Below are 12,847 nucleotides of genomic sequence, written 5' to 3'. Positions count from 1 at the left end.
GCAGGTTTTAACACCTGCTTAAGGCCCCGCCTTTAATCCATGTCCTGTACCGGGTCCGACTCAGGTCCCGGTCCGGCCGGCTTCGGCCGCGTGCCCTCAAGCATCAGGACGTGGAACGCCGAATTGATGGGCTGGTTGAGGCGTCGCATCACGCAGCTTCCCCTTGGCCTCGCGGCACGGTTCACCCTGTTTGTCGCAACGCTCCTGCTCGGCCTGACTGCAGCGTTCGTCTACATCAACAACCGCGAAGCCGAGCTTGCCGCCAATAATGCGTTCGAGACGAACGCCGCGCATCTGACGGCTCTCGTTAACGGCCTTGCCACCGATCTGCCGGCCTCGCGCCGCATCGCCGATCTCCAGACCGTGCTCGACCGCGTGGCCTCGGCCAACGAAAACACCCGTTACGCCTATGCCGTCGAAACGCGGCCCGACGGGTCGCTGCGCCAGGCGGATCCGGAAAGCGTGCTCAAGGACCCGATCGCCTCGATCACCTTGATGGATGCGATGGCGAGCGGCGCGCCGGCCTTCCGCCGCGGCAGCGGCGTTCTTCATATCGCGGTGCCCGTCACCTCCGGCGGCAAGATCGTCGGCGTTGCCCGCGTCGGCCTGTCGACGCTGAATATGGAAGCTCAGATTTCCGACGCCGTCAGCCGCAATATCATTCTGGCGCTCGGCTTTGTGATGCTGGCGCTGCCGCTTGCGGCGATCGGCATCAACTATGTCACGGCGCCCGTCCGCCGCCTGACGCAGGCGACGCGCCGTCTTGCCGGCGGCGATTTTTCCGTTCCCGTTCCCGAGGAACGCAATGACGAGATCGGCGAGCTCTCGCGGTCCTTCGTTGCGATGACGCGCAGCATCCTCGAAAGCTTCGAGACGGTGCAGAAGCTCACTCTGACCGACCGGGTCTCGGGCCTTGCCAACCGCGAGAACATGCGCCGTTACACCCAGACGGCTCTGGAGCGCGGCTACAATGTCGCGCTTCTCTATCTCGATATCGACCGCCTGAAGCGCGTCAATGAAGCGCTCGGCATCGAAGTCGGCGACGATGCCATTATTGCGATCTCCGAGCGCCTGAAGGTGATTGCGCTCGATTATCGCGAACAGCTCGCCCGCGAATGCCCCGATCAGGATTCGGAACTTCTGCTCGCGCGCCTCGGCGGCGATGAGTTCGGCTTCGTCTTTTCAGGCCCTGTGTCGGAAGACCGTGTGTCGCAGTTCGCGATGCGCGTTCTGACATCGCTCGCGCGCCCGTTCGAGATTGCGGGCCATTCGGTGGCGGTCACCGGCTCGATCGGCGTTGCGCTCTCGCCCGAAGACGGCCTCGATTTCTCGGCGCTTCTGCGCAGCGCCGCCAATGGTCTCTCGGAGGCCAAATCGTCCGGCGCAAACACCTATAAATTCGCGCGCCGCGATGTGAACTCCTATGCCTATCGGCGCCTCGTCATCGAGCAGGAATTGCGGGTTGCGGTCGAGCGCAAGGAGCTGGGCGTCTATTACCAGCCGCAGGTCGCCCTGACCGATGGCGCCATTATCGGCGCGGAAGCACTGGTTCGCTGGCGTCATCCGACCCGCGGCATCATCAATCCGGGAGATTTTATCGGCATTGCCGAAGAAGTCGGGCTGCTCGACCAGATCGGCACCTTCGTTCTGGAGGAAGCCTGCCGGCAGAGTGCGGAGTGGACGGCGAAGGGCATGAATCCCAAAGTCGCGGTCAACGTGTCGGCGTCGCAGTGTCAGCGTCCGGACTTCGCCCGGGATGTTCTCACCATGATCGAGCGGCACGGTATCGAGCCGAACATGCTCGAAATCGAGATCACAGAGACGGTCGCCATGCTGGATCCGCGCACCACGGCGCGCGAGCTTGCGCCGCTCCGGGCGGCCGGCGTGCGCCTGGCCATCGACGATTTCGGCACAGGCTATTCGAACCTTGCCTCTCTTACCCGTATGCCGTTCGACGTTCTGAAGATCGACCGCAGCTTCGTGTCCGAATGCGTGCGCGACGGCTCGGCGCGCGTTGTCGTCGCGACCATCCTGACCATGACGCAAAATCTTGGCTTCGAGACCGTGGCCGAGGGCGTGGAATCGGCGGCGCAGCGCGAGTTCCTGCTCGGTCAGGGCTGCACCTTCGCCCAGGGCTATCTGTTTGGAAAGCCGATGCCGGCGGCCGAGTTCGAGGCTCTGTATCTCGCCAAACGGCGCTCCGACGCGCGCGATCTTATCGGCGAAGTGCGCCGCAAGGCGGGCGGCCGGGCCGAAGTCTGAGGCTGTTCACCAGCCCGCCGCACCGACGGCCATTCCCCAGCGCGGTGCCATTGTGATCGTCGAGTTCAGCGTGATCTCGGACAGGCCTATGTTCTTCGTCAGCATGCCGATGAACTTCATCTTGTACGTGTAGGTCACTTTCGTCCGGACCCCGGACTCACCTTCTATCAGAGTAGTTGTCTGCTTGTTGGTGGAGCTGGATGTCGGTGTAGTGCCGCTCGTATAGGCCCAATCGATCTCATACTTCAGAGGCGTCTCAGAGACCCGAACGAGATTCTCGATATTGACCGTAAGCACGTTCGTACTATCCGGATAAGGATAGAGGATGAACTTCGAAGCCGTGATGATGTTCGCAAGTTCCGTTTTGCTGACGCCATCGCTCTCTTGGGTGATGAGGTCCGTCACGGTACGCGACAGAAGCACCGACTTGTTCTTCGCATCGACCGCGCGGGTGATATCGAAACTGCCGAGCAGCATCAGGATCAGCACGGGCAGGATAAGCGCAAACTCGACGGCGGAGACGGCGCTACGGTCGGCGCAGAAGCGCTCGAGCGTTTTGAAGACGTTCGCGAGTAGCCGCATTAGAATGGCTCGTTGCGAGACGCGTTCACGGCGGTTATGCGCGTTTTGTGACTAACGTCGTCCAGATTGACCGCAAACGGCCAGTCATAGGCAACGCGAACGATCACGACCTCCTGACGCGTCCCTGGATCCCAGCAATCGGCGGCGGTTGGCTGCGGTTCGCGTTTGAAGCATTTAGGGTTCACGATCATCTGCGTGGACGCGGCGCTGAAGTCGGGAAACGATACGACCTGAATGAAGACATTATCGCAGTCGAACATGGCAGACATTCCGCTGCTGCTGCACAGCGCATTTTTGAACTCGCTGAAGCTCGCATTCTTCATCTGACCGGTCATGATCTTGCGAGCGCCGGCGGAGGTCATTGTCTGCAGCGCCTGCGAGCCAAACATCACGAGCGATGTCTGCATGATCGCGAACAGCAGAGTAAAGAAGGGCATTGCGACCAGACCGAACTCCACGGCAGTCGCGCCGGTGCGGTCCGCGCAAAAGCGCGACAGCAGCCGGATGGCTCTGGTGTGACGCAGGCGCGTCATTGGGTCCGCCTCGCAGTGAAAATACTTACGGAAGATTGGCCGAAGAAACTTGAGGAGCCGTTAGCGAACGGCGCTGTCGGCGCAAAGCCGGTTAACTTCCCGTTAACGCTGCGTCGCCATCCCGTTGCGGCTTCCGACCTGGCCGCTCGAGGCGCCGAAGTAATCGGCGGCGTCGCCGAGCGTTGCCGTCGGCTCGCAGCGCGGCGAACAGGACCATGTCTCGCGTGCCAGGCCGCGCTGAACGATGACGGTGCGCTCAGCCGGCGCCGACACATAAATCATCATCTCCTTCAGCTTCTCGCCGTTGGAATCGAGAGCCAGGAGATTGGTCGTGCCATAGCTTTTGCCGGTGACGACGGTGAAGCCGCCAGATTGCGGCTTGGTCACATCGGCGATCGCCGGATTGCCGATGGCGAGCGTATAAGTACCTTCCGGTATGCGCAGCACGGTCGCAAGGTCGAGCTGAACCTTGACGCTCTCGTTCGAGGGAAGAGCTGAGGCTTCTTCTTTCGCTTCCGCAACGGCCGGTGCCGTCTCATCCTGGGCGTAAACGGGCGCCGCAAAAACCACGGCCATCAGGGCAGCCACGCCGACAAGAGAGCTGCGAGACATCGTCATCCACCGTAACTATCTGAACTTCCGCACACTCCTACTCATGCTTGAGGAAGGTGAACGAAGCTCTAACACAGAGCTCGAGTCGAGCCGCGGCTTAACTATGTGCCGGAGGGAGTAAGTTCCGAAATAAGTGAGCTACAACAATTGTCTTCAAGCTTACCGCGGCGCTTAAGTACATGCTTTGCTTCATTTTTCCGTAAGTAGATTTGCACATCCGAATTAACGCCGTAGCAAGAGAGGCCATGTAGCTTCGCGGCAGGTTTCGAGGGGGGAAAACTCGACGCCACTTTGTCAAACTCCCCAACTGCAGTAGGAGCACTACATGACCCTCTTTACTCGCTTCCTTAAGGACGAGTCCGGCGCGACCGCGATCGAATACGGTCTGATCGCCGCCATCGTGTCCGTCGCCATCATTGCCGCGCTTCAGTTCGTCGGCGGTGAGCTCGGCAACGTGTTCAACTACATCGGCGACCAGCTCGAGAACGCTCAGAAGTAATCGCCGCACCGATCGGTAAAACGGAAGGCCGCTTCTCCCGGAGAAGCGGCTTTTCCATTTTTTAAGCACGCTGTGGTCACGTGCACCCCATGACGGGGCTCAACTACTTCCTCTTGATCGCTTTTCCGGCCCTTCTCGTGGCCGCAGCCGTTTCGGATCTCGTCACAATGACGATCCCGAACCGCATCCCTCTTCTCATCCTCGCTGTTTTCGCGCCGGCGGCCTGGGCCGCGGGCCTCGATCTCCAGCTCATCGGCTGGCATCTCGCCGTCGGTGCGATCGTGCTTGTCGTGTGCTTCGGCATGTTCGCGATGAACCTCATCGGCGGTGGCGATGCCAAATTCGCGGCGGCGATCGCGCTGTGGATCGGCCCGTTCTATGCGCTGCTCGAATGGACGCTTCTGTTCGCGCTCTACGGAGGGGCACTGACTCTGCTGCTTCTGGCGTTCCGGCGTCTGCCGCTTCCGGTGTCGCTCATGAGCCGCGACTGGATCGCGCGGCTGCATGCTCCAAAGGGCAAGGTGCCGTACGGAATTGCGCTGTCGGCAGCAGCGCTCACAGTGTATCCCGCGAGCAATATCTTCCTGCGCCTAGCGGTTTGATTGTATTAACGAAAATCTATAACTGCCCATTAACCATACATTGACCTTTGTCGCCTCAAATGCCGGTGGGATCGCGTGCAATACGCGGTCCCGGACAAAGGTATCAGCGTATGAAGTTCGCCCGCATCGCAGTCCTGGCCATCGCGCTCCTCGCAGGCGGCATCGCCATGCTGCTGGTCAGCGGCGGCGATGATGCGCCTGCGCCGGCTCCGCAGGTCGTCCAGGAAGCCGCACCGACCGCCGAAGTCCTTATCGCCGCTCAAGAGATTCCGATGGGCAGCGCCGTGACCGCCGAGAGCCTCTCCTGGCGCGAATGGCCCCTGGCCGGCGCCGAGGGCTTCATCACCAAATCCAGCCAGCCCGAAGCGATCAACGATATTGCGGGCGCCATTGCCCGCCAGCCGATCGTTCAGGGCGAACCGATCCGCATGCAGAAGATCGTCAAGGCCGACGGCTCCGGCTTCATGTCGGCGATTTTGCCCGCGGGCATGCGCGCCGTCGCCACCGAAATCTCCGCCGAAACCGGCGCCGGTGGATTCATTCTGCCGAACGATCGGGTCGATGTAATCCTGACGCGTAAAGACGATGGCGGCGCCACTGGCGAAGAAGCGTTTTCGAGCTCGACCATTCTGACGAATGTCCGCGTGCTTGCGATCGATCAGGCAACGGTCGAACAGGACGGACAGAAGGTAGTTGTCGGCCGCACGGCGACGCTTGAGCTGTTGCCGCGTCAAACGGAAATTCTCGCGCTCGCCCGCCAGCTTGGAACGATGTCGCTGGCGCTGCGCTCGCTGTCCGACTCCAACCCGGCGCTCGCCGGTCAGGCGCCGGAAGACAGATTTGGTCGTAAAGATGCCGCGGGCGCGATGACCGTCATCCGCTACGGCGTCCCGAAGCAGGAATGAGCGCCTCGGCGCTTCGGGGAGGGGATATGAAACCGGCTGGCATGCCGTCTTTAACGAGAAGCCTTGCGCTGGTTGCGCTGCTTCTCGTGCCGCAGATGATTCCCGCCACGGCGGCGGATCGCGGCGTCGCCTATTCGGGCATGAGCTCGAATACGGGCGGCCGCGTGGTGACGCTCGGTATCGGCAAATCCTATGTCGTCGATTTGCCGTCGAATGCCGCCGAAGTGCTCGTCGCCGATCCGAAGATCGCCAACGCCGTCGTGCGTTCGGCACGCAAGGCTTATCTGATCGGCATTGCGCTCGGCGAGACCGACATCATTTTCTTCGACGCGCAGGGCAATCAGATCGAAAGCCTTGCCGTCTCCGTCGCGCGCGACATGTCTCCGATCCGCAATAACCTCCTGACGTCCATACCCGAAGGAATGGTTTCGGCATCGGCGGTTGGCGATTCAGTCGTTCTGACAGGTTCGGTGAAATCACCGGCGGAAGCTGCGACCGCAAGCGCCATCGCCGCCAATCTCGTCGGTGCGCCCGAAAAAGTCGTCAACGCGCTGGCGATCGAAAACCGCGATCAGGTGATGCTGAAAGTGTCGGTCGTCGAGATGAAGCGCGACACGACCAAGCAACTCGGCATCAACTGGGAGTTCTCCGGCGTTTCCGGCGGCACCAGCGTCGGCGGTATTCTCGATCCGACCGATTTCGCCTCGGTCGCCGGTGCGTTCGGCATCCGGCATGAATGGGGCGGAAATTTCGTGGAAGCAACGCTCGAGGCTCTCGAGGAGAAGGCCCTGCTGCGGACGCTTGCCGAACCGACATTGTCGGCAATCTCAGGCGAGCGCGCCGAGTTTCTCGCCGGCGGCGAATTCCCGGTGCCCGTTGGCCGCGACGACAACCAAATCTCCATCGAGTTCAAGAAATTCGGTGTTGGTTTGACCTTCACGCCTGTTGTTCTGTCGTCGGGCCGCATCAGCCTGCAGATCGGCACGGAAGTGTCCGAGCTCAGCAGCGAAGGCGCGATCGAGGTCAACAATCTGAGTATTCCAGCGCTTTCGGTGCGTCGCGCCAATACGACGGTCGAACTTCCGTCCGGCGGCTCCTATGCGATTGCCGGTCTTCTGCAGGACAAATCGCGGCAGGCCATTCGCGGTACGCCCGGCCTCATCAATCTTCCGGTTCTCGGCTCCTTGTTCCGCAGCCGTGACTATCAGCGGGGTCAGACGGAGCTCGTCGTTATCGTGACGCCCTACATTGCCAAGCCCAACGGCCGCGACAAGCTCGCTCTGCCCGATGACGGCTTCAGCAATCCGAGCGACACAGACACCTTCTTCCTCGGTCAGTTGAACAACATTTACGCCCCCGGACTGATGCGGAAGGGCGGATATCAGGGGCCGATCGGCTACACGGTGGAATGATTATGCGCGCCCCAATTCTTTCCCTTTCTCTTCTCGCAGCGCTGACGCTCGGCGTCGCGGGCTGCGCGTCCCAGCGCAACGGCGACTACACCAGCGCGATTCCGGACGATCATCGCATCCGTCATCCGATCAATGTGACGCGTGGACTGTCGACGATGGACCTTCTGCCGGGTGGCGGGCCGAGCGGTCTGACCGATCGGCAGGTTGCGGATATTCAGGCCTTCGCCGCCGATTGGCAGAAGCGCGGTCGCGGAAAGCTGACAATCCAGGTGCCAAGGGGCGCCGATCGGCTCACGGACAAGCAATCGGCGAATGCTGCGCGGGAGATTCGCCGGATCTTCGGCATCAATGGCATTCCCGCTTCCGCGGTCAGCACGGTTATCTATCAGGCCGACGGTCCCGGACATCTGGCGCCCGTGCGTCTCGAATTCCCCGTTCTCGAAGCAAAGGTGCCGCATCCGTGCGGGCAATGGCCGGGCGATATCGGCTATCGCGACCCCACGGAATCGAACCGCAATCGCTCGGACTGGAATCTCGGTTGCGCGGTTCAGCAAAATCTCGCGGCGCAGGTCGAGGACCCGGAGGATTTCATCCGTCCGCGCGCCGAGAGCTCGGCCTCGGCGACGCGCCGCTCGACCGTCATAGGCAAGTACGGCAAGGGTGAACCGACGGTGACCACCTATCCTAAGGAAACCGTGGATACAAAAAGTGACTGACGTTAAGGCAACCGCGCCAGACGCGGCCGCAATGGACATCAGCGAGGCAGAAGTCCTTCAGATCGCTTCGCTGCCGCGAGTCTCGATCCAGGCGTTCTGCGAAACGCCGGAAGTCGCCCAGACCGTGCAGAATGCCGCCGAAGACCGGCGCATGGAGAAAGCCCATCTGCGTTTCCAGATGGGCGGGGCGCCGGCCGCTGTTGAAGCCTACCGTAATTCGCCGACGCCGAACGTCATCATCATCGAGACCGATGGCGGCCGCCCGGTTCTGATGTCGTGCCTCGATAAGCTGTCCGAGGTTTGCGACTACGGAACCAAGGTCATCGTGATCGGCCGCGTCAACGACGTGCTGCTTTATCGCGATCTGATGCGCCGCGGCATCTCAGAATATCTCGTCGCGCCCATTCAGGCGCTGGATCTCGTGCGCACGATGTCCGAACTGTTCCGGGCCCCGGACGCCGAGCCGCTCGGCCGGGTCGTTGCCTTTGTCGGCGCCAAAGGCGGTGTCGGCGCTTCGACCGTCGCTCACAATGTTGCGTGGTCCATCGCGCGCAATTTCGATCAGCAGACCGTCGTTGCCGATCTCGACATGGCGTTCGGCACAGCCGGTCTCGACTTCAATCAGGATCCTCCGCAGGGCATCGCCGATGCCGTGTTTGCGCCGGACCGTCTCGACTCAAATCTTGTCGACCGCCTCCTGACAAAGTGCACCGCCCATCTCAGCCTCCTGGCCGCGCCCGCAACCGTCGACCGGACCTATGATTTCCAGGGGGACGCCTTCGACGGCCTGTACGATATTCTGCGCAACAGCGCTCCCAGCATCGTGCTTGATGTGCCCCATTGCTGGACGGCCTGGTCGAAGCGCGCTCTGATCGTCGCGGATGAGATCGTCGTGGTCGCGAGCCCCGATCTCGCCAATCTGCGCAACGCGAAGAATATCATCGATCTGACGCGCGGACAGCGGCCGCACGATGCGCCGCCGCGCCTGGTTCTGAATCAGGTCGGCCTGCCGAAACGCCCGGAGATTAAAGCGTCGGAATTTGCGAAAGCGCTCGATGTTGAGCCGTCGGCGGTCATCGCCTTCGAGCCGCAGCTTTTCGGCACGGCGTCCAACAACGGTCAGATGATCGCCGAGATTTCGGCTTCGCATAAGCTGAACGAGCAGTTCCTCGATATCGCGCGCCAGGTGACGGGCCGCACCGAACAACGCACAGCCAAGCGTTCGTTCAATCCGTTGGCGCGCCTGCGCAAGAGGGCTTAAGATATGAGCGGCGGATTCGGAAAGCGCCGAACCGATGCGGGCGCCCCTCCGACGCCGTCGAACCTCGTGCTCGGCCTCTCGACGGCGCCGACAACGCCTGCCGCGCCGCGCCTGCCGGGTTCGGAAGCGGTTCCCGGCGGTGCGATGTCGGTTATGACGGCACTTCCGCCGATGCGCGCGCCGCCGCCGGCCGCGTCAGAGACGCGCCGTTCCGACAGCTATTACGAAACAAAAAGCGCCATCTTCTCGGCGCTGATCGAGGCCATCGACCTTGCGCAGCTTGCGCGGCTCGATCCCGATAGCGCGCGCGAAGAAATCCGCGACATCGTCAACGAGATCATCGCCCTTAAAAATCTCGTAATGTCGATTGCCGAGCAGGAAGAACTACTCGACGACATCTGCAACGACGTTCTCGGCTACGGTCCGCTCGAGCCGCTTCTGGCGCGCGACGACATCGCCGACATCATGGTCAATGGCAGCGAGAAGACCTATATCGAGGTCTCCGGCAAGATCCAGCTGACGAATGTGCGTTTCCGCGACAACTCGCAGCTTCTGAACATCTGCCAGCGCATCGTCAGCCAGGTTGGCCGCAGAGTCGACGAAAGCTCACCGATCTGCGATGCGCGCCTTCCCGACGGCTCGCGCGTCAACGTCATCGTCGCGCCCTTGGCGCTCGACGGCCCGACACTCACCATTCGTAAGTTCAAGCGCGACAAGCTCACGCTCGATCAGATGACCAAATACGGCTCGATCACAGCCGACGGCGCCGAGATCCTGCGTATCATCGGACGCTCGCGCTGCAACACGATCATCTCCGGCGGTACCGGCTCGGGCAAGACGACGCTTCTGAACTGCCTGACGCACGCCATCGAATCCGATGAGCGCATCATCACCTGCGAAGACGCCGCCGAGCTTCAGCTCCAGCAGCCGCATGTCGTGCGTCTCGAAACGCGCCCGCCGAACCTGGAAGGCGAGGGGCAGATCACGATGCGCGATCTCGTCCGCAACTGCCTGCGTATGCGTCCTGAACGCATCATCGTCGGCGAAGTCCGCGGACCCGAGGCGTTCGATCTCTTGCAGGCGATGAATACCGGCCATGACGGCTCGATGGGTACGCTGCACGCCAACTCGCCGCGCGAAGCCCTGTCGCGTATGGAAAGCATGATCTCCATGGGCGGCTTCAGCCTGCCGGCCCGTACGATCCGCGAGATGATCGCGACCTCGATCGACGTCATCATCCAGACCCAGCGCCTGCGCGACGGCTCGCGCCGCATCACCCACATCACCGAAGTTGTCGGCATGGAATCCGAGGTCGTGACGACCCAGGACATCTATGTCTATGAGATCCTCGGCGAGGATCAGCACGGCCGCATTCTCGGCCGTCATCGCTCGACGGGCATTGCGCGGCCGCGCTTCTGGGAGCGCGCGCGCTATTACGGCGAAGAGAATCGCCTGGCAGAAGCCATCGACCGCTCCGAAATCGCGGATGAGCTGAGAGGCTAGCCGATGGATGTGAAGCAGATCGTTGTTTTCGGTCTTGCCAGCGTCGCAACAGGCGGCGTGCTGTATGCGCTTGCCTATCCGTGGCTCGTCGATGAGCGGGCGGAGAAACGCCAGAAAAGCATTTTCGAGGCCGGCCCGCGCGTTGCCGCCAATCCGCGCGAGACGGCTCTGCGCCGTGGCCAGGTCGCCGAAAGCCTGAAAGATCTTGAAAAGAAGCAGGAGAACTTGCGCAATCCGCCGCTGAAGACGCGGATCGAGCAGGCGGGTTTGACCTGGAGCGTCAAGAAATATCGCGTGATCAGCGCGATATGCGCGCTCATCCTTGCGGTACTCGCTTTGGTGTTCAGCGGCTCGATCTATGTCGTGCCCGTCGCCGCATTCGTCGGATGGCTCGGCGTGCCGCGCTGGATTCTGAAATATCTGGCCAAGCGCCGGCAGAAGGCGTTCATCAAGGAATTTCCGAACGCCATCGACATCATTGTGCGCGGCGTGAAATCCGGTCTTCCGCTCGGCGACTGCTTCCGCATCGTTGCCGCGGAATCACAGGAGCCGGTGAAATCGGAATTCCGCGGCGTTATCGAAATGCAGACGGTCGGCATGCCGCTCGGCGAGGCGGTGGAGCGGCTCTATACGCGGCTCGGCCTGCCGGAGGCGAATTTCTTCGCCATCGTCATCAACATCCAGTCGAAATCGGGCGGCAATCTTTCCGAAGCGCTCGGCAATCTCTCCAATGTGCTGCGCGAGCGCTCGAAAATGCTCGGAAAAATCCAGGCGATGAGCGCCGAAGCGAAAGCCTCCGCCTGGATCATCGGTTCCTTGCCGATGATTGTCGGCACGCTCGTCTACATCGTCAGCCCTGAATACATATCGCAACTCTGGACGCGCCAGGTCGGTTACATCCTGCTTGGCGTCGGTGCGTTCTGGATGTCGTGCGGCATTCTGACGATGCGCCGCATGATCAATTTCGACTTCTGATCGGATTATCGACGTGAGCCTGATTGATAAACTGGCGGACCGTGATGTCCTGGTAATGCTGTTCACAGGCCTTGCCGCCACCATGACGGTGGTGACGGTCGCCATGCCGCTGCTGCAGCGCGATCAGCTCGGCCGCCGCATGAAGGCGGTGGCGCTTGAGCGCGACCTCATGCGCGCGCGAGAGAGGGAGCGTATTGCGCGCGGCTCGGCCATAAGTCTGCGGCGTGAGCCGAAGGCCTATATGAAGAAGATCGTCGACCGGTTCGATCTCGCCAAGCATCTGTCGACCGATGACGCCAAGGAAAAACTGACCATGGCGGGCTATCGCGGCACCGCACCGATGACAGTCTTCCTGTTTTTCCGCTTCGTCACGCCGATCGCGCTCTTTGTTTTCTCGCTGCTCTATATGTTCGTGATCACGCATTTCGATCAGCCGGCCGTCGTCAAGCTCGGCGTTGCGATCTTTGCCGCCTATGTCGGCATCAAGGCGCCGCAGATCTTTTTGAAGAACAAGATCTCCAAGCGTCAGCAATCGATCCGCAGGGCTTTCCCGGATGCGCTCGATCTTCTGCTGATCTGCATCGAGGCCGGCATGTCGGTCGAAGCTGCTTTCCGAAAGGTCAGTCAGGAGATAGGCGAACAGTCGATCGCGCTTGCCGAAGAGTTCGTCCTGACATCGGCGGAGATGTCTTATCTGCAGGATCGCCGGCAGGCTTATGAGAACCTCGCCAACCGTATCGGTCTCGACGGCGTGCGCGCGGTCACCGGCGCCTTGATCCAGTCCGAGCGCTACGGCACGCCGATTGCGCAATCCTTGCGCGTCATGGCGCAGGAAAACCGCGATATGCGCATGAACGAAGCGGAGAAGAAGGCCGCAGCTTTGCCGCCGAAGCTCACCGTGCCGATGATCGTATTCTTCCTGCCGGTGCTGTTTATCGTCATCATCGGCCCTGCGATCATGCAGGTGATGGACTTCCGATAAGCC

Annotated in this window: 13 protein-coding genes; 10 read left to right on the top strand and 3 right to left on the bottom strand. The window is 61.4% G+C overall.

From position 1 onward, the window contains the following. Positions 1 to 126 precede the first annotated feature (126 nt). Entirely contained in the window at positions 127 to 2,262 is a 2,136-nt protein-coding gene (locus tag IZ6_RS13945; protein ID WP_222875644.1) for a putative bifunctional diguanylate cyclase/phosphodiesterase, read from the top strand. A 6-nt stretch (positions 2,263 to 2,268) separates the two neighbouring features. On the opposite strand, the gene IZ6_RS13940 is transcribed toward IZ6_RS13945, so the two are convergent. The 3 genes from IZ6_RS13940 to IZ6_RS13930 all read right to left on the bottom strand — a co-directional run bounded on the left by IZ6_RS13940 (position 2,269) and on the right by IZ6_RS13930 (position 3,989). Beyond that, positions 2,269 to 2,844 (bottom strand): TadE/TadG family type IV pilus assembly protein, encoded by a 576-nt coding sequence (locus IZ6_RS13940; protein WP_222875643.1) that lies wholly within the window; start codon positions 2,842 to 2,844, stop codon positions 2,269 to 2,271. Continuing rightward, positions 2,844 to 3,377 carry a TadE/TadG family type IV pilus assembly protein gene (locus IZ6_RS13935; RefSeq protein ID WP_222875642.1) on the bottom strand — a complete coding sequence of 178 codons (534 nt, stop codon included), beginning with the start codon at positions 3,375 to 3,377 and terminating at the stop codon, positions 2,844 to 2,846. The genes IZ6_RS13940 and IZ6_RS13935 overlap by 1 nt, the downstream gene beginning before the upstream one ends. A 102-nt stretch (positions 3,378 to 3,479) precedes the next feature. Then, on the bottom strand, positions 3,480 to 3,989 hold the full coding sequence (locus IZ6_RS13930; protein ID WP_222875641.1) for a pilus assembly protein N-terminal domain-containing protein: 510 nt from the start codon (positions 3,987 to 3,989) through the stop codon (positions 3,480 to 3,482). A 325-nt stretch (positions 3,990 to 4,314) separates the two neighbouring features. Here IZ6_RS13930 and IZ6_RS13925 point away from each other — a divergent pair, with 325 nt between their 5' ends. The 9 genes from IZ6_RS13925 to IZ6_RS13885 all read left to right on the top strand — a co-directional run bounded on the left by IZ6_RS13925 (position 4,315) and on the right by IZ6_RS13885 (position 12,844). Continuing rightward, on the top strand, positions 4,315 to 4,488 hold the full coding sequence (locus tag IZ6_RS13925; protein ID WP_222875640.1) for a Flp family type IVb pilin: 174 nt from the start codon (positions 4,315 to 4,317) through the stop codon (positions 4,486 to 4,488). Between the two features lie 89 nt (positions 4,489 to 4,577). Then, on the top strand, positions 4,578 to 5,090 hold the full coding sequence (locus IZ6_RS13920; RefSeq protein ID WP_222875639.1) for an A24 family peptidase: 513 nt from the start codon (positions 4,578 to 4,580) through the stop codon (positions 5,088 to 5,090). Between the two features lie 110 nt (positions 5,091 to 5,200). Further along, positions 5,201 to 5,995: a Flp pilus assembly protein CpaB gene (cpaB, locus tag IZ6_RS13915; RefSeq protein WP_222875638.1), complete on the top strand. Its 795-nt coding sequence runs from the start codon at positions 5,201 to 5,203 to the stop codon at positions 5,993 to 5,995. 41 nt (positions 5,996 to 6,036) lie between these two features. Then, positions 6,037 to 7,407 (top strand): type II and III secretion system protein family protein, encoded by a 1,371-nt coding sequence (locus tag IZ6_RS13910; RefSeq protein ID WP_225873916.1) that lies wholly within the window; start codon positions 6,037 to 6,039, stop codon positions 7,405 to 7,407. Positions 7,408 to 7,409: 2 nt separating this feature from the next. Then, a complete protein-coding gene (locus IZ6_RS13905) occupies positions 7,410 to 8,123 on the top strand; it encodes a CpaD family pilus assembly protein (RefSeq protein WP_222875636.1) in 714 nt (237 codons plus the stop codon). A gap of 31 nt (positions 8,124 to 8,154) precedes the next feature. Continuing rightward, positions 8,155 to 9,384, top strand: a complete 1,230-nt coding sequence (locus IZ6_RS13900; RefSeq protein WP_222875635.1) for a CpaE/TadZ family protein — start codon at positions 8,155 to 8,157, stop codon at positions 9,382 to 9,384. 3 nt (positions 9,385 to 9,387) lie between these two features. Continuing rightward, a complete protein-coding gene (locus IZ6_RS13895) occupies positions 9,388 to 10,887 on the top strand; it encodes a TadA family conjugal transfer-associated ATPase (protein ID WP_225873915.1) in 1,500 nt (499 codons plus the stop codon). Between the two features lie 3 nt (positions 10,888 to 10,890). After that, on the top strand, positions 10,891 to 11,862 hold the full coding sequence (locus IZ6_RS13890) for a type II secretion system F family protein (protein WP_222875634.1): 972 nt from the start codon (positions 10,891 to 10,893) through the stop codon (positions 11,860 to 11,862). Positions 11,863 to 11,866: 4 nt separating this feature from the next. Beyond that, complete coding sequence (locus IZ6_RS13885) at positions 11,867 to 12,844, top strand: type II secretion system F family protein (protein WP_222877642.1); 978 nt, start codon at positions 11,867 to 11,869, stop codon at positions 12,842 to 12,844. Positions 12,845 to 12,847: the final 3 nt, after the last annotated feature.

The organism is Terrihabitans soli, from assembly GCF_014191545.1.
GTDB lineage: Bacteria > Pseudomonadota > Alphaproteobacteria > Rhizobiales > Methylopilaceae > Flaviflagellibacter > Flaviflagellibacter soli.
The sequence above is the reverse complement of the archived record's forward strand: the minus strand, read 5'-3'. Positions and strand labels throughout refer to the sequence as shown.